Origin of the sequence: Pseudomonas entomophila, from assembly GCF_013523165.1 — a bacterium.
GTDB lineage: Bacteria > Pseudomonadota > Gammaproteobacteria > Pseudomonadales > Pseudomonadaceae > Aquipseudomonas > Aquipseudomonas entomophila_A.
This window is the reverse complement of the sequence record NZ_JAAMQI010000013.1, coordinates 41,594-58,710: the sequence shown is the minus strand read 5'-3', so window position 1 is coordinate 58,710 and position 17,117 is coordinate 41,594. Positions and strand designations below refer to the sequence as shown.

Here is a 17,117-nt window from a genome sequence, read left to right as displayed (position 1 = left end):
CCCTGCTCGATGACTGATGCGGCCCGCGCCGACGCGCTGCTGGCGGCCTTGCCCGATGGCCGGGGCCGCCTGAAGGTGTACCTGGGCGCCAGCGCCGGGGTCGGCAAGACCTGCGCGCTATTGCGCACGGCCCATGACCTGCAGCGCCAAGGCGTCCAGGTGCGCGTCGGCTGGGTCGAAACCCATGGCCGTGCCGAGACCGAGGCGCTGCTGGTAGGGTTGCCGGTGCAGCCCCGGGTGCGACGGCCTTACCGCGGCCGGACCCTGGAGGCCTTGGACCTCGACGCGCTGCTGGCAGCTCGGCCCCCGGTGGCACTGGTGGACGAGCTGGCGCACAGCAACGCGCCGGGCGGCCGGCACGCCAAGCGCTGGCAGGATGTGCGCGAACTGCTGGCCGCTGGCATCGACGTGCACACCACCCTCAACGTCCAGCACCTGGAAAGCCTCAACGACCAGGTGCATGGCATCACCGGGGTGCGTGTCCAGGAGACGGTACCGGACTGGGTGGTGCTGGAAGCGCACGAACTGGTGCTGATCGACCTGTCGCCCCGCGAGCTGCTCGAACGTCTGCGGGCCGGCAAGGTGTACATGCCCGAGCAGGCCCGTGCCGCCATCGAGGCGTTCTTCGTGCCGACCCACCTGGCCGCGCTGCGCGAGTTGGCGATGCAGGTTGCTGCAACCCACGTCGAGGGCGATGTCGCCCAAGGCTACCGTCAGCAGGGGCTGCCGTTGCCACAGGGGCGGGGTCGCCTGCTGGTGGCGGTCCAGGGCGATGCCCAGGCCGAGCGCCTGGTGCGTCACGCCAGCCGGGTCGCCGAACGTCGCCACCTGCCGTGGGCGCTGGTGCACGTCGATACCGGTCGCATGCCGGACGACACGGATCGTCAACGACTGATGGTCGCGCAACGCCTGGCCGAGCGGCTGGGGGGCGAGGTGGTCCGGCTGCGCGCCACCGACGTGGCCGATGCCTTGCTCCAGCACGCCGCCCAACGCCGCGCCACGGTGCTGCTGCTGGCCGCCGCACGGCGTCGCGTCTGGGGGCTGGGCCTGCCGGGCCGCTTGCTGGGCCGGGCCCAAGGGCTGGAAGTCGCCGTGCTCGACCGTGAGGCCACGGAGGGACCGCGGACGCCGCGCTGGCGGCCGACCACCCGGCGCCGACACCTGGCCCTGGCGGTGCTGGTCTCGGTCCTCGCGGCAGTGCTGTCCTGGGGGCTTTCCACCTCGCTGGCACTGCCCAACATCTCCCTGGTGTTCCTGGCCGGCGTCCTGGTGGTCGCCGTGATCGGCGGCCTCGGGCCGGCCTTGCTGAGCGCGGGGTTGTCGTTCCTGCTCTACGATTTCCTGTTCATCACGCCGTTGTATTCGTTCTCGGTGGACCTGCAGGAAGACGTCCTGACCTTGCTGTTCTTCCTGTTCATGGCGACCGTGACCGGCAACCTCGCCACCGCCCAACGTCGGCAGTTGCTGGCCCTGCGCGAGACCCAGGCGCACACCGACGAACTGCTCGACCTGTCGCGCCACCTGGCCGCCGCCAGCGACCGTGAGGCGGTCCTGGAGGCGGCGCGCCGTCACTTCGCGGGCTGGACCGACGTCCACGTCAGCGTGCATGGCCAGGATCCGCACAGGGCGCTCGACCTGCCCTCGAGCCGCGCCGAGCTCGACCGCGCCACCGCGCAGTGGGCCTGGAAACACGGGCAGGCGGCCGGGCAGGGCACCAGCACGCTGCCCGCCAGCCAGGCCTGGTGGTGGCCGTTGTGCGTCGAAGGCGGCAGTGTCGGCCTGATCGGCGTGTGGCCGAAGGCAGGCCAGCCGATCCCCGAGTCACGACGGCGCCGGGTCATGGCGCTCGGCCAACCCCTGGGCCAGGCGCTGGCCCGCGCGGACCTGGCCGAAGAGCTGGAGGCCGCCCGGCTGCTTGGCGAAACCGAATCCCTGCGCAGCGCCTTGCTGGCCTCGGTCTCCCATGACCTGCGCACCCCGTTGACTGCCATGCGCGGCAGCCTGGAAAGCCTGCAACTGTTCGGCGAGGCCCTGAGCCAGGCCGATCGCGACGCGCTGCTCGAAGGCACGCGCCTGGAGTGCGAGCGGCTCGACCGCTACATCCAGAACCTGCTGGACATGACCCGCCTGGGCCATGGTGCACTCAGCCTGGCCCGCGACTGGGTCGCGCCGGCCGACATCGTGGCCTGCGCCGTGCAGCGGCTGCAGGCGGTACTGGCGCCCGTGCGCCTGCGGCTCGAGCTGCCCGAGGGCTTGCCGCTGCTCTATGCGCACCCGGCGCTGATCGAGCAGGCGCTGGTCAACGTGCTGGAAAACGCCGCACGCTTCTCGCCGGCCCAGGGGCAGGTGGTGGTGTCGGTCGCGGTCGACGGCGACCGCGACCGCCTCGGGATCTCGGTCAGCGACCAGGGCCCCGGGATTCCCGCCGAGGAACGCGCCAAGGTCTTCGACCTGTTCTACACCGCCAGCCGTGGTGATCGGGGCGGGCAGGGCACGGGGCTGGGCCTGGCCATCTGCCAGGGCATGGTGGGAGCCCACGGCGGGCAGGTCAGCGTCGATACCGGGCCAGGCGGTCAGGGCACCTGCATCACGCTACACTTGCCGCTTCACCCTCAGCCGGCCGAAGAGACCCCTGCATGACCCTGGCACCGACCGTTCTGGTGATCGACGACGAGCCGCAGATTCGCAAGTTCCTGCGCATCAGCCTGGCCAGCCAAGGCCACACGGTGCTGGAGGCCGAGACGGCTACCCAGGGGCTGGGCCTGAGCGCCACCCGGCAGCCGGACCTGATCGTGCTCGACCTCGGCCTGCCGGACCGCGATGGCCAGGACGTGCTGGTCGAGCTGCGCGAATGGAGTGCCACTCCGGTGCTGGTGCTCTCGGCCCGCGCCAGCGAAGCGCAGAAGGTCCAGGCCCTGGATGCGGGCGCCAACGACTACATGGTCAAGCCGTTCGGCATCCAGGAATTCCTCGCCCGCGTGCGCGCACTGCTGCGCCAGGCCAGTGGCCGCGAACAAGGCCAGGCCGTGGTCACGGTGGGCGCCCTGCGCCTGGACTTCAGTGCCCGCGAAGTCACCCTCGACGGGCGCCGCCTGGCGCTGACGCCGCGGGAATATGCGGTGCTCTGTCAATTGGCCCGGCACCCGGGGCGGGTGGTCACCCAACGCCAGCTGCTGGCCGAGATCTGGGGCGCGACGCATCAGGACGACACCCATTACCTGCGCGTGGTGGTCGGCCACCTGCGGCAGAAACTCGGCGATGCATCGGCGGCGCCACGCTACCTGCATACCGAGGCGGGAGTGGGGTATCGGTTGGGCGATGGCGAGGCATCATGCTGAAAGGCGGGCACTAAAAAGCCGGCTTGTGGCCGGCTTTCGGCGGTGGTCCTGACCTACTTTTGGTAAGCCACGGCCACCTGCAAAGGGTGATCGGCCATCAAGGCCTCAGGGGGCGTGCCGCGAAGTGCGCGGTGGCCCGGTCGCTGCCTGGGCAGAAGCCGACAGTGACGCAAAGCAGGCGCCAGGATACCTGCCCCCGTCGCCGTTGCCCAGTGGCAATTGTCACGTCTTGTCCTGCCGTGCGCCATCGAGGTGCGACCACCAGAACACGCGGCCGATCACCTCGATGCCATGGATGCGCCGCTGGGTCAGGCTGTAGTACTCGCTCGGGTATTCGTCGGCGTCGTGGTTGTGCAGGCACAGGACGTTGTCCCGGTCCAGGGTGACCAGGTGCACCCGCAGGAGGCCCAGGTGAAACAGGGCATAGAGACCGCCATCGACGATCCGGGCCTGGCGGCGGTCGACCGCCAGGGTAGCGCCCGCGGCCAGGCGCGGCTGCAGGTTGTTGCCCGGCAAGGTGAGGCAGATCGCCTGCGCCAGGTCGACGCCCTGCGCGTCGAGCAGGGGGCGCGGCAAGGCCAGGAAGCGTTCGGGTGTCGGCTGCAACTTGCCCTCGCAGACCGTCTGGTGGGGCAGGCGCACGATCTCGTCGTCTTGCGCGACCAGCTCCGGCGACGGCGGGGGCGGTCGCTGAGGGTGGCTGAGGCCAGGCGCGGGCTGGACCAGGCGTGGGTGCTTGCGCCCCTGGCCCGACAGCAGCCAGCGACGATTGACCGACAGCAGCTGGGCGAACTCGTCGAGACGGGCCAGGGGAACACCGCGCTTGAACCAGTTATGGACGTGCTGGGGCGTGACGTCGCGGTGCGCCGCGAAGTCGGCAGCGGTCAGGTTGTATTCTTGCAGGAGAGCCTTGAGGCGGTCGCCGGATGTCTTCATGGCGCCGAGTCTAGCGAGCAGGCGAGGGCGGGGAAATAAACGCGGTGTTTAAGACGAATGACAGGCCGTAGGACGCGTCTGAACGGCGTGCAGCGCTGGCCGAAGGAATCGGGGCCAGGCGGCCCCGATCGTCGCACGCAGGGCCAGGGCTCGCCTGGCCACTGCATCAGCCCTTGTAGGCCGCTGCCGACTTGGTGATCGCTTCACGGGCGGCGTCAGCGCCGGCCCAGCCTTCGATCTTGACCCACTTGCCCTTCTCCAGATCCTTGTAGTTGGCGAAGAAGTGCTCGATCTGCTGGATCAGCAGCGGCGGCAGGTCGGTGTATTCCTTCACGTCGACGTACAGCTGCGACAGCTTGTCGTGTGGCACGGCGATGACCTTGGCGTCGCCGCCGCCGTCGTCGGTCATGTTCAGCACGCCAACCGGACGGGCACGGATCACCGAGCCTGGCGCGACCGGGTACGGGGTGACGACCAGCACGTCCAGGGGATCACCGTCGTCGGCCAGGGTGTTGGGGATGAAGCCGTAGTTGGCCGGGTAGAACATCGGGGTGGCCATGAAACGGTCGACGAACAGGGTGTCGCTGTCCTTGTCGATCTCGTATTTGATCGGCGCGTGGTTGGCCGGGATCTCGATGGCAACGTAGATGTCGTTCGGCAGGTCTTTGCCCGCCGGAATCTTGCTGTAGCTCATTGGGCTGTGCCCCCATGTTTGACCAGAAAAATTGGCCGCGATTATAGGCACATTCCCACAGGCCATGCCACGCCCGCCAGGCCGGGGACGGGCTCAGGCCGGGTCTGGGCGATAGTGAGGGTGCGCGGCCTGGAGCCGATCCAGGCGGGCGAGCGGATCCTGCCGGTAGAACCGCTGCAATTGTCGGTACACCTGAGGGTAGGCTTCGTGCAGCAGGTCCGGCGCGCTGAAGAAGTACTCGCTGGTCACGGCGAAGAACTCGGCCGGGTTTTCGGCGGCGTAGGGGTCGAGGGCGGTCTGTGCCTCAGGGTCGGCGTCCAGCTGGCGGTTCAGGTCGTCGTAGGCGCCCTGCATGGCCTGGGCCCAGTCTTCGACCGACATGTCGCGGTGCAGCGGCGGCAGGCCGTTGGCGTCGCCGTTGAGCATGTCGAGCTTGTGCGCCAGTTCATGGATGACCAGGTTGTAGCCATCCCAGCCACCGCTGGCCAGCACCCCTTGCCAGGCCAGGATCACCGGCCCCTGCACCCAGGCCTCGCCACTGTGCTCGCCCTCCCACGCATGCTCCACGCCACTGGCGTCGCGGTGCCGCTGCGGGCTGCGAAAGTCGTCGGGGTAGAGGATCAGCTCGTGAAAGCCCTGGTACCAGTTCAGCTCGCCCAGGTGCAGCAGCGGCAACTGCGCCTGGGCCGCCAGGAACAGACGCTGGTCGGCGTCCAGCTCGAGCCCGGACAGGCTGGTCAGGTGCTTGTCGTGGAGGAACAGCACGCTGGCTTCGCGCAGCCAGAGGTCTTCCTCGTCGCTCAAGCCGTCGAGCAACGGCAGGCGTTCACGCACTGCCTGCCACCGCGAAGCGTCGAGGGGATAGCGGGCCAGGGTGCGCTGGCGCCGCCAGGCGCGCAAGGACCACATGGGCGTGTCAGTGCGCCTTGGCCGCGCGCGCGCCGCGGCCACGCACCAGGCCGATGATCATCGGCACCAGCGACACCAGGATGACCACCACGACCATCAGCGACAGGTGCTGCTTGATGAACGGCACGTTGCCGAAGAAGTAGCCGAGCGTCACCAGGCTGCCGACCCACAGCACCGAACCGGCGACACTGAAGCCGAGGAAGCGCGGGTAGTTCATGTGCGCGATGCCGGCCACGAAGGGGGCGAAGGTGCGCAGGATCGGCAGGAACCGCGCCAGGGTGACGGTCTTGCCGCCATGGCGAGCGTAGAAATTGTGGGTCTGGGCCAGGTAGTCACGGCGGAAGATCTTCGAATTCGGGTTACGGAACAGCCGCTCGCCCGCGGTACGACCGATCACGTAGTTGGTGCTGTCGCCGAGAATCGCCGCCGCCATCAGCAGGCCACCGAGCAGGACCGGGTCCATGCCACCCCCGGCGGCCACGGCACCCGCGATGAACAGCAACGAGTCGCCCGGCAGGAACGGCATCACCACCAGGCCGGTTTCACAGAAGATCACCGCGAACAGGATGGCGTAGATCCAGGGGCCGTAGTTGTTGACCAGCAGGTCGAGGTAGGCATCGAGATGCAGGATGAGATCCAGCGGGTTGAAATCCATGTACAGCACCTGTTCTGGAGCCACGTCGGAGCGACTCGCGATGACGGAAAGGGCCTCGGTGTAGGCAGGTATACCCAGGGGTGGGTAATTTTTCACACAAGACAAACGGCATTATACGGTCAGATGACGTTTATGCCCGGAGAGATTGTAGCGAGGGATTACCGGGCGGGACGGCGGGGTCAGCGAGCTGCAGGCGAAAGCGAGGTGCGCTGATTCTACGGGTCCTGCGGACCCGATCGCGGGCGAGCCCGCTCCCACTCAGATCTCTGCAGTCTGTTGGTGTAGGCATGGCTGCGCGAACAGCTTGTGGGAGCGGGCTTGCCCGCGATGGCGCCCGGTCCGTCGCCGCCTGCATCGCGGGTAAGACCGCTCTCACAAACGAGTGCGGCGGTCTGCCAGACCAGCCATGCAGTCCAGGCTATCGGGCCGCTGCTGAGGCAATCGGGTCCGCGGGCACCCTGAATGCGCCCGCCCTTACGCCCGTTCACTCCAGTAGAAAATTCCCGGCCGTCCGGGTCGCGTCCCCCTCGACCTGCTGCAACTGCGCTTCATCCTTCAGCTTCACCCCCGACAGCTGGCGCACACAGGCCTCGCGCATCAGGTACAGCAGTCGGTGCGCGGCCAGCCCGTAGCTCAGCCCTTCCAGGCGCACATTGGAAATGCAGTTGCGGTAGGCATCGGTCAGCCCCACCCGGGGACCATAGGTGAAATAGATCCCCAGGCTGTCAGGCGAGCTGAGGCCCGGCCGCTCGCCGATCAGCATCACGGTCATGCGCGCCCGCAGGCGTTCGCCGATCTCGTCGGCCACGGCCACGCGGCCTTGTTCCACCAGCGCCACCGGCGCCATCGACCAGCCCTCGCTCGCCGCCTGCTCCTCGAACCGGGCCAGCAGGGGCAGGGCATGACGATGCACGGCCAGGGCCGACAGGCCGTCGGCGATCACCACCGCCAGGTCGACGGTGTCCGGGTGTGCGCCGACGTACTCCTCCAGTGTGGCTATCGAGGCCTCGTCCAGCCGCCTGCCCAGGTCCGGGCGTTGCAGGTACTGGTCGCGGTCATGGGCGGCGCTGTGCAGCGACAGGCTGGGCCGCCCCTGCTGCGCCAGGGCGTCGCGCAAGGTGGTGTGGTCGAAGGCCAGGTGCACCGCGTCGCGTGCCTGGGCGTGGGCGAACTGGAAGTCCAGTTGCGCCTGGGTCGGCAGGCTGGTGCCGACCCGGCCCAGGGCGATGCGCGCCGAGGTCAGATTGCGCAGCGATGACCAGGGGTTTGCAGGGGTGTTGTCCATGTCCAGCTCCTATCCCAGTTGCGCCAGGGCCTGGCGGAAGGCCGGCGGCAGCTGCTCGCCGAAGCGCACCCGGCCATCGGCCTGGGTGAAGATCCCGGTACGCGCCAGCCACGCCTCGAACTCCGGCGCGGGTCGCAGGCCGAGGGTCTGGCGTGCGTAGAGCGCATCGTGGAACGACGTGGTCTGGTAGTTGAGCATGATGTCGTCCGACCCCGGGATGCCCATGATGAAGTTGATGCCCGCCACCCCCAGCAGGGTCAGCAGGGTGTCCATGTCGTCCTGGTCGGCCTCGGCATGGTTGGTGTAGCAGATGTCGCAACCCATCGGCACGCCCAGCAGCTTGCCGCAGAAGTGGTCCTCCAGGCCGGCGCGGATGATCTGCTTGCCGTTGTAGAGGTACTCCGGGCCGATGAAACCGACCACCGTGTTGACTAGGAACGGCTTGAAGTGCCGGGCCACGGCATAGGCGCGTGCCTCGCAGGTCTGCTGGTCGACGCCATGGTGGGCGTTGGCCGACAGCGCGCTGCCCTGGCCGGTCTCGAAATACATCAGGTTCTGCCCCAGCGTGCCGCGCTTGAGGCTCAGCCCGGCCTCGTAGCCCTCCTGCAGCAGGCTCAGGCTGATGCCGAACCCGGCGTTGGCGGCCTCGGTGCCGGCGATCGACTGGAACACCAGGTCCAGCGGCACGCCCCGGTTGATCGCCTCGATCGAGGTGGTGACGTGGGTCAGCACGCAGGACTGGGTCGGGATCTCGTAGCGCTGGATGATCGCGTCGAGCATCTCCAGCAACGTGCAGATCGACGCCGTGCTGTCGGTGGCCGGGTTGATGCCGATCATCGCGTCGCCGTTGCCGTACAGCAGGCCATCGAGAATGCTCGCGGCGATCCCGGCCGGGTCGTCCGTGGGGTGGTTGGGCTGCAGCCGGGTCGACAGTCGGCCGCGCAGGCCCAGGGTGCCGCGAAACTGGGTGACCACGCGGATCTTCTGCGCGACCAGCACCAGGTCCTGCACACGCATGATCTTCGAGACCGCGGCCGCCATCTCCGGGGTCAGCCCCGGCGCCAGGGCGCGCAGGCTGCGCTCGTCGGCCTGCTCGCCCAGCAGCCAGTCGCGCAAGCCACCCACGGTGAGGTGGCTGACCGGCGCGAAGGCCTGGGCATCATGGGTGTCGACGATCAGACGAGTGACTTCGTCCTCCTCGTACGGGATCAGCGCCTCGTTCAGAAAGTGCTTGAGCGGAATGTCGGCCAGCGCCATCTGCGCCGCCACGCGCTCGCCGTCGTTACGGGCGGCCACCTCTGCCAGGAAGTCGCCCGAGCGGGCCGGGCTGGCCTTGGCCATGACGTCCTTGAGGCTGTCGAAACGGTATGACTGGTTACCCACCGTGTGTACGAAAGATGCCATCTACAACCTCCAAAGCGGCACCACCTGGGCGCCGCGTGGCTTCCGGCGCTCCGCCAGGCGAGGCGCTCGCACGTCAGTCAATGCAAGGTCTGCTCGGCCTGCTGGATCGCTGCCAGCTCCTCTTCGGGCGTGCCGGCCACCAGGTGGTGGCGGCTGTAGAACGCGAAGTAGGCGATCAGCACCGCGTAGATCACTGCTGCGCCGATCACCACGCGCGGGTCGACCAGGAAGCCGGCCACCACCGCGATGCACGCCAGCACCAGTGCCACACCGGAGGTCACGATCCCACCCGGGGTGCGGTAAGGCCGCTCCATTTTGGGGCGTCGAATGCGCAGGGTGATGTGCGCCGCCATCATCAGCACGTAGGACAAGGTCGCACCGAACACCGCCACCAGGATCAGCAGGTCACCCTGGCCGGTGAGCGACAGCGCGAAGCCGATCACGCCTGGAATCACCAACGCCAGCACCGGCGCCTTGCTCTTGTTGGTCTCTGACAGCTTGCGCGGCAGGTAACCGGCCCGCGAGAGGGCGAAGATCTGCCGCGAGTAGGCGTAGATGATCGAGAAGAAGCTGGCGATCAGGCCGGCCAGGCCGACCAGGTTGACGAAGCTGCCCATCCAGGTCGAGCCGCCATAGGCCTTGGCCAGCGCCTCGACCAAGGGGTTGCCCGACGCCTTGAGCGCTTCGGCACCCGCGCCGCCTGGGCCGATCACCAGGATCAGCAGGGCGAAGCTGAGCAGCACCAGCATCGCGCCGATCAGGCCGCGGGGCAGGTCGCGCCGTGGGTTCTTGGTCTCTTCGGCGGCCAGGGGGACGCCTTCGACCGCCAGGAAGAACCAGATCGCATAGGGGATCGCCGCCCACACGCCGACGTAGCCGAACGGCAGGAAGCTGCTGGCGCCTGCGGCCTGGGTGGGGGCGATGTCGAACAGGTTGGCAGCGTCGAAGTGCGGCACCATGGCCAGCAGGAACACCGCCAGCGCGATGGCCGCCACGGCCGTGATGGCGAACATCAGCTTCAAGGCCTCGCCGACCCCGAAGATGTGGATGCCGATGAACACCACGTAGAAGGCCAGGTAGATCATCCAGCCACCGATGCCGAACAGCGACTGGCAGTAGGCGCCGATGAACACGGCGATCGCCGCAGGCGCGATGGCGTATTCGATGAGAATCGCCGTCCCCGTCAGGAACCCGCCCCAGGGCCCGAAGGCGCTGCGTGCGAAGCCATAGCCCCCGCCGGCCGTCGGGATCATCGAGGACAGTTCGGCCAGGGAGAAGCACATGCACAGGTACATGGTGGCCATCAGCAGTGTGGCGAGGAACATCCCGCCCCAACCGCCTTGCGCCATTCCGAAGTTCCACCCGGCATAGTCGCCGGAAATCACGTAGGCCACGCCAAGGCCCACCAGCAGGACCCAGCCTGCCGCGCCTTTCTTCAGTTGTCGTTGCTGGAAGTACTGGGAGTCGACGTTCTCGAAGTCGACCGCCGCGCCCGCCGGCGCGTGTGCAGCCTGTTCGCTTGGCATAGGTTCACCTTTCTTCTTGTTGGCCAGCATGGCACCGGCCCCGTGGTGATAGGGTGTGCAGGAAGCGGGCCAGGCGAGGGCGGCACGTCGCACGCTGGACGCCTGCCGACTTATGCCGCCTCACCACCGTCCCGCGTTTACGTGCAGCGTGCCGCTAACCGCTCGCCGCTCAGAAGAACCCCAACGGATTGATGTCGTAACTGACCAGCAGGTTCTTGGTCTGCTGGTAGTGGTCGAGCATCATCTTGTGGGTTTCACGGCCGACGCCGGACTTTTTGTAGCCACCGAACGCCGCATGCGCCGGGTACAGGTGGTAGCAGTTGGTCCAGACGCGACCGGCCTTGATGCCGCGGCCCATGCGGTAGGCGCGGTTGATGTCGCGGGTCCAGACGCCAGCGCCCAGGCCGAACTCGGTGTCGTTGGCGATCGCCAGGGCCTCGGCCTCGTCCTTGAAGGTGGTCACGCTGACCACCGGGCCGAAGATCTCTTCCTGGAACACGCGCATCGCGTTGTTGCCCTTGAGCAGGGTCGGCTGGATGTAGTACCCGGTCGACAGGTCGCCTTCGAGTTTCTCGACCTTGCCGCCGACCAGCAGCTCGGCGCCTTCCTGCTGGGCGATCTCGAGGTAGGAGAGGATCTTGTCGAACTGCTGTTGGGACGCCTGGGCGCCGACCATGGTGTCGGTGTCCAGTGGGTCGCCCCGTTTGATTTTCTTCACCTTCTCCATCACCACCTGCATGAACTGCGGGTAGATCGACTCCTGCACCAGCGCGCGCGACGGGCAGGTGCAGACTTCGCCCTGGTTGAAGAACGCCAGCACCAGGCCTTCGGCGGCCTTGTCGATGAACGACGGCTCGGCGTTCATGACGTCCTCGAAGTAGATGTTCGGCGACTTGCCGCCCAGCTCGACGGTGGAGGGGATGATGTTCTCGGCGGCGCACTTCATGATGTGCGAGCCCACCGGGGTGGACCCGGTGAAGGCGATCTTGGCGATGCGCTTGCTGGTGGCCAGCGCTTCACCGGCTTCGCGGCCAAAGCCCTGGACGATGTTGAGCACGCCCGGTGGCAGCAGGTCGCCGATCAGCTCGACCAGTACGGTGATGCCCAGCGGCGTCTGCTCGGCGGGCTTGAGCACCACGCAGTTGCCGGCGGCCAGGGCCGGGGCCAGCTTCCACGCGGCCATGAGGATCGGGAAGTTCCACGGGATGATCTGCCCGACCACACCCAGCGGCTCATGGAAGTGATAGGCCACGGTGCCTTCGTTGATCTCCGCGGCGGCGCCTTCTTGCGCGCGCAGGCAACCGGCGAAGTAGCGGAAGTGGTCGACCGCCAGGGGAATGTCGGCATTGAGGGTTTCGCGGACCGGCTTGCCGTTGTCCCAGGTTTCGGTGATGGCCAGCAGCTCCAGGTTGGCCTCGATGCGGTCGGCGATCTTGAGCAGGGTGTTGGAGCGGTCCTGCACCGAGGTGCGGCCCCAGGCGTCGGCGGCGGCGTGGGCCGCGTCCAGGGCCTTGTCGATGTCTTCGGCCGTGGAGCGTGGGAACTCGGCGATCGGCTGGCCATTGACCGGCGAGGTGGTGGTGAAGTACTCGCCCTTTACCGGCGCGACGAACTCGCCACCGATGTAGTTGCCGTAGCGGGCCTTGAAACTGACCTTGGCGCCCTCGGTGCCGGGGTGTGCATAACGCATGGTGTGTCTCCTGGCTCTTGTGTTGTGGTGGAGTCCAGAAGCGTAGAGCAAACCTCGGGCCAATGCCGTGGAAGGCTCTGGAACAAGGGTTTTCCGGTAGGGAGGCAGGCGTCGACCACGGTGCTGTGCCAGCCTTGGCGCAGCACCTCGCCACAGTCTGTACCGTTTCTGACACGCTTTGCAGGCGTCGGACGTGGGCTTCATTGCAAACCCGGCGTGGGTGGAGGATGCTGGCCGCACGAGTCATCTGCGGAGAACAACAACCATGCAGAGCACGTCTTTGAGCCGCCATGCCAGCCAGGTGCTGACGGTGGCGCGGGGCGCGAAGGGCGACGCCGTCAGCGACCCCTCCATCGCACGTTCCTGGCTACGCTGCCTGGACGACTACCACCTCGACCCGACCGTTTTGCAGGACCCGGTGGTGCTGGAACAGGCCAGCCTCCAGGAACGCCGCGAGCGCCTGCAGCAGGTGCTGGACATCGCCAGCGGCGAGTTGAACAGCCTGCACCAGCAACTCTCCGGCGCCGGGCACGCGGTGCTGCTGACCGATGCCCGCGGCATCATCCTCGAGTGCGTCACCGCACCGGCCGAACGCCGCGTGTTCGAACGCGCCGGGCTGTGGCTGGGCGCGGACTGGAGCGAAGCGCGCGAAGGCACCAACGGGATCGGCACTTGCCTGGTCGAGCGGCAGCCGCTGACCATCCACCAGGATGAGCACTTTCGAGGGCGGCACACGGGGCTGACCTGCTCGGCAAGCCCCGTGTTCGACCCTCATGGCGACCTGCTCGCGGTGCTCGACGTGTCCTCGGCCAAGGCCCAGGTCTCCCGGCAGAGCCAGTTCCACACCATGAGCCTGGTGAACCTGTCGGCGCGGATGATCGAAAGCTGCTACTTCCTGCGTCAGTACGCGCACCAGTGGCTGCTGCGGTTCCATCCCCGCGCCGAGTCGGTCGGGCTGTTCAGCGAGGGGCTGCTGGCCTTCGATGACGCAGGCCGCGTGTGCGCCGCCAACCAGAGCGCCCTGAACCTGCTGGCGGTCAGCCGCGAGGCGTTGCTGGGGCAGCCCCTGACGCAGTGGTTCTGTGGTGACCCGCAGGGGCTGATCCAGCGCGCCATGCCGCAAGGCTGCGCGGTCTGGCCGCTGCACACTCGTGACGGCCGCGCGCTGTTCGCCAGCGTGCGCGGGCGCGCCGTCGCTCGGCCACAGGTGGCACCGCGCCTGGCCCAGGCCACCGGAGAGGGGTTGTGCCTGCTCGATGCCGGGTTGAGCGAGCAGTTTCGCCGGGCGTTGCGGGTCTTCGAGCGCGACGTGCCGCTGCTGCTGCAGGGCGAGACCGGCGTGGGCAAGGAGGCGTTCGCCAAGGCCGTCCACCAGGCCAGCACCCGTCGGCAGGCGCCGTTCGTGGCGATCAACTGCGCCTCGTTGCCCGAAAGCCTGATCGAGAGCGAGCTGTTCGGCTACCGCGGCGGCAGCTTCACGGGTGCGCGCAAGGAGGGCATGCCGGGCAAGCTGCTGCAGGCCGACGGCGGGACGTTGCTGCTGGACGAGATCGGTGACATGCCGCTGGCCTTGCAGACGCGCTTGCTGCGGGTGCTGGAGGAGCGTCAGGTGGTGCCGATCGGCGGCCAGGCGCAGGCTTTGAATGTGCGCATCGTCAGCGCGACCCACCGCGACCTGCTCGCGCTCGTCGCCCAGGGCCGTTTTCGCGAAGACCTCTACTACCGGCTCGCCGGCCTGGACGTCGAGCTGCCGGCCCTGCGCGAGCGGTCGGACACGGCGCACCTGCTGGAGGCGCTGCTGGCCCAGGAGGCCGGCGACCATCCCGTGCGACTGGAGGCAGCGGCGCGCCAGTGCCTGCTGGCCTTCGCCTGGCCCGGCAACGTCAGGCAGCTGCGCACGGTGCTGCGCACGCTGGTGGCCTTGTGCGACGACGGGCTGATCCGGTTCGAGGACCTGCCGCCTGCGATCCGTCGGCCAGGCGTGGCGGGCGCCTCGTCACCCGCGTCCCCCCACAGCCTCGAGGACGCCGAACGGGGCGCCTTGCTGAGCACGCTCGAGGCCCATCGCTGGCACATGACCCGTGTTGCCGAGCAGCTCGGCATCAGCCGCAACACCCTGTACCGCAAGTTGCGTCGACACGGCATCGAGCGCCGTCGCTGAGCGAAACAGCGGGTGCGATTTGCGCCCGCCTGGGCTACCCTGCCTCGACGTTTTGCGAGGTCGATCATGCACATTCACATTCTCGGTATCTGCGGCACTTTCATGGGCTCTCTGGCGGTGCTCGCCAAGGCATTGGGCCACCGGGTCACCGGCTCCGACGCCAATGTCTACCCCCCGATGAGCACCCAGCTCCAGGCCCAGGGCATCGAACTGACCCAGGGCTATGACGCCGCGCAGCTCGACCCGGCACCGGACCTGGTGGTGATCGGCAATGCGCTGTCGCGCGGCAACCCGGCCGTCGAGCACGTCCTGAACGCCGGGCTGCCCTACGTGTCCGGCCCGCAGTGGCTGGCCGACCACGTGCTGCAGGGGCGCTGGGTACTGGCGGTGGCCGGGACCCACGGCAAGACCACCACCAGCAGCATGCTGGCCTGGGTGCTGGAGCATGCCGGGATGAGCCCGGGCTTTCTCATCGGCGGCGTGCCGCAGAACTTCGCGGTGTCCGCGCGCCTGGGCGACACGCCGTTCTTCGTGGTCGAGGCCGACGAGTACGACAGCGTCTTCTTCGACAAGCGCTCGAAGTTCGTGCACTACCGTCCGCGCACGGCGATCCTCAACAACCTCGAGTTCGACCATGCCGACATTTTCCCGGACCTGGCGGCCATCGAGCGGCAATTCCACCACCTGGTGCGCACCATTCCGAGCGAAGGGCTGATCATTCACCCGACCACCGAACCGGCCTTGGAGCGGGTGATCGGCATGGGGTGCTGGACACCGGTGCAAACCACCGGCGAGGGCGGGCAATGGCAGGCCCGTCTGCTGAGCGCCGACGGTTCGCGCTTCGAGGTGCTGCTCGACGGCCAGGTGCAGGGCACGGTCGCCTGGGCCCTGACCGGCCAGCACAACGTCGCCAACGCCTTGGCGACCTTGGCGGCGGCTCGTCATGTCGGGGTCGCCCCGGCCATGGCCATCGACGGCCTCAGCGCCTTCAAGAGCGTCAAGCGCCGGATGGAAACGGTCGCCGAGGTTGCCGGTGTGACGATCTACGACGACTTCGCCCACCACCCGACCGCCATCGCTACCACCCTCGACGGCTTGCGCAAGCGGGTCGGCGAGGCGCCGGTGATCGCCATCATCGAGCCACGCTCCAACTCCATGAAGCTGGGGGCGCACCGGGACGGGTTGCCCGAGAGCGTGGTCGCCGCCGACCAGGTGATCTGGTACGCGCCGCCCAACCTGGGCTGGGACCTGGCCGGAACGGCAGCGGACTGCCAGGTACCGGCCGTGGTCGCCGACAGCCTCGAGGCGATCATCGAGCGCGTGAAGGGCCAGGCACGGCCCGGCACCCACGTGGTGATCATGAGCAACGGCGGCTTTGGTGGCCTGCATGGCAAGCTCGCCGAGGCCCTGCGATGAGCGGGCCGCAGCGCGTCACCCTGGCCATGACCGGCGCCTCGGGCGCGCAGTACGGCTTGCGTCTGCTGGACTGCCTGGTGCGTGAAGACCGCGAAGTGCACTTTCTGATTTCCAAGGCCGCGCAACTGGTGATGTCCACCGAGACCGACGTGATCCTGCCGGCCAAACCGCAGGCCATGCAGGCCTTCCTCACCGAGTACACCGGTGCAGCGGCAGGGCAGATCCGCGTGTACGGCAAGGAAGACTGGATGTCGCCGGTGGCTTCCGGTTCCGGGGCGCCGGCAGCCATGGTGGTGGTGCCGTGCTCCACCGGCACCTTGTCGGCGATCGCCACCGGCGCCTGCAACAACCTGATCGAGCGTGCCGCGGACGTCACGCTCAAGGAGCGCCGGCAACTGATCCTGGTGCCGCGCGAGGCGCCGTTCTCGACCATTCACCTGGAGAACATGCTCAAGCTCTCGCAGATGGGCGCGGTGATCCTGCCGGCGGCGCCAGGGTTCTATCACCAGCCGCAGACCCTCGACGACCTGATCGACTTCGTCGTCGCGCGGATCCTCAACCTGCTGGAGATTCCGCAGGACATGCTGCCGCGCTGGGGCGAGCACCACCTGGGCGCCGCCGAGGAGTGAAACCGAACCGCAGCATCGCCCTGGCCCTGGTGCTGGCCTTGAGTTGCGGCTGCGCCACCGTGCGCACCCTCGATGCGGCTCACCCAGGCGCGCCGGTGGTGTATGCGGGCACGCGCCTGGACCTGTATGCCCTGAACGGCGGGTGCTGCGCGCTGCAGCGCTTCGGCACCGAGGCACCTGCCTGGCCGCGCCTGGACCTGCCGGGGAGCCTGGTGCTCGATACGGTACTGCTGCCGTTGTCGGTGCTGACGGTGCTGGGGGTTGGGTATCAGGCGCGGGGTGGGTTGTAAGGCACGTGAGTGGGGTGGCCAATACCTGGCACGTGCAGGGTGGTCCAGGCGGCGTGTCCCGGGTATTGCCGCTGGGCACATGGATTCACTGATCGATGGAGCGTGCTGCCTGCACAGGCGGCGTGGCTGATTTCACGGCCCCTGCGGGCCCGATCGCGGCACAGGGGCCGCTCCCACAGGGGAT

The 17,117-nt window shown here is 68.1% G+C and carries 14 protein-coding genes; 6 read left to right on the top strand and 8 right to left on the bottom strand.

The window, feature by feature from the left end:
- The first annotated feature begins 9 nt into the window (after positions 1–9).
- On the top strand, positions 10–2,640 hold the full coding sequence (locus G7Z99_RS12295; RefSeq protein ID WP_181094181.1) for a sensor histidine kinase: 2,631 nt from the start codon (positions 10–12) through the stop codon (positions 2,638–2,640).
- On the top strand, positions 2,637–3,338 hold the full coding sequence (locus tag G7Z99_RS12290; protein ID WP_181094179.1) for a response regulator: 702 nt from the start codon (positions 2,637–2,639) through the stop codon (positions 3,336–3,338). Before G7Z99_RS12295 ends, G7Z99_RS12290 begins: the two co-directional genes overlap by 4 nt.
- Positions 3,339–3,560: 222 nt before the next feature.
- On the opposite strand, the gene G7Z99_RS12285 is transcribed toward G7Z99_RS12290, so the two are convergent.
- The 8 genes from G7Z99_RS12285 to exaC all read right to left on the bottom strand — a co-directional run bounded on the left by G7Z99_RS12285 (position 3,561) and on the right by exaC (position 12,437).
- Positions 3,561–4,274, bottom strand: coding sequence for an XRE family transcriptional regulator (locus tag G7Z99_RS12285; protein WP_181094177.1), 714 nt, complete (start codon positions 4,272–4,274; stop codon positions 3,561–3,563).
- 166 nt (positions 4,275–4,440) lie between these two features.
- Entirely contained in the window at positions 4,441–4,968 is a 528-nt protein-coding gene (gene ppa, locus G7Z99_RS12280) for an inorganic diphosphatase (RefSeq protein ID WP_060392365.1), read from the bottom strand.
- 93 nt (positions 4,969–5,061) lie between these two features.
- Positions 5,062–5,877, bottom strand: a complete 816-nt coding sequence (locus tag G7Z99_RS12275) for a M90 family metallopeptidase (RefSeq protein WP_181094175.1) — start codon at positions 5,875–5,877, stop codon at positions 5,062–5,064.
- Between the two features lie 7 nt (positions 5,878–5,884).
- Positions 5,885–6,532 carry a DedA family protein gene (locus G7Z99_RS12270; RefSeq protein WP_181094173.1) on the bottom strand — a complete coding sequence of 216 codons (648 nt, stop codon included), beginning with the start codon at positions 6,530–6,532 and terminating at the stop codon, positions 5,885–5,887.
- Positions 6,533–7,016: 484 nt separating this feature from the next.
- Positions 7,017–7,817 (bottom strand): ethanolamine ammonia-lyase subunit EutC, encoded by an 801-nt coding sequence (gene eutC, locus G7Z99_RS12265; protein WP_181094171.1) that lies wholly within the window; start codon positions 7,815–7,817, stop codon positions 7,017–7,019.
- 9 nt (positions 7,818–7,826) lie between these two features.
- Positions 7,827–9,221: an ethanolamine ammonia-lyase subunit EutB gene (locus G7Z99_RS12260; protein ID WP_181094169.1), complete on the bottom strand. Its 1,395-nt coding sequence runs from the start codon at positions 9,219–9,221 to the stop codon at positions 7,827–7,829.
- Between the two features lie 77 nt (positions 9,222–9,298).
- The gene (gene eat / locus G7Z99_RS12255; protein WP_181094277.1) at positions 9,299–10,747 is read right to left on the bottom strand and encodes an ethanolamine permease; all 1,449 of its coding nucleotides are present in this window, start codon (positions 10,745–10,747) and stop codon (positions 9,299–9,301) included.
- A 169-nt stretch (positions 10,748–10,916) separates the two neighbouring features.
- Positions 10,917–12,437, bottom strand: a complete 1,521-nt coding sequence (gene exaC, locus G7Z99_RS12250) for an acetaldehyde dehydrogenase ExaC (protein WP_181094168.1) — start codon at positions 12,435–12,437, stop codon at positions 10,917–10,919.
- Between the two features lie 265 nt (positions 12,438–12,702).
- On the opposite strand from exaC, the gene G7Z99_RS12245 reads away from it, so the two are divergent.
- The 4 genes from G7Z99_RS12245 to G7Z99_RS12230 all read left to right on the top strand — a co-directional run bounded on the left by G7Z99_RS12245 (position 12,703) and on the right by G7Z99_RS12230 (position 16,933).
- A complete protein-coding gene (locus tag G7Z99_RS12245; protein ID WP_181094166.1) occupies positions 12,703–14,598 on the top strand; it encodes a sigma-54-dependent Fis family transcriptional regulator in 1,896 nt (631 codons plus the stop codon).
- A gap of 66 nt (positions 14,599–14,664) precedes the next feature.
- Positions 14,665–16,014, top strand: coding sequence for a UDP-N-acetylmuramate:L-alanyl-gamma-D-glutamyl-meso-diaminopimelate ligase (gene mpl, locus G7Z99_RS12240; RefSeq protein WP_181094164.1), 1,350 nt, complete (start codon positions 14,665–14,667; stop codon positions 16,012–16,014).
- Positions 16,011–16,643, top strand: a complete 633-nt coding sequence (ubiX, locus tag G7Z99_RS12235; RefSeq protein ID WP_181094162.1) for a flavin prenyltransferase UbiX — start codon at positions 16,011–16,013, stop codon at positions 16,641–16,643. Before mpl ends, ubiX begins: the two co-directional genes overlap by 4 nt.
- Before the next feature lie 14 nt (positions 16,644–16,657).
- Complete coding sequence (locus G7Z99_RS12230) at positions 16,658–16,933, top strand: YceK/YidQ family lipoprotein (protein WP_375139151.1); 276 nt, start codon at positions 16,658–16,660, stop codon at positions 16,931–16,933.
- Positions 16,934–17,117: the final 184 nt, after the last annotated feature.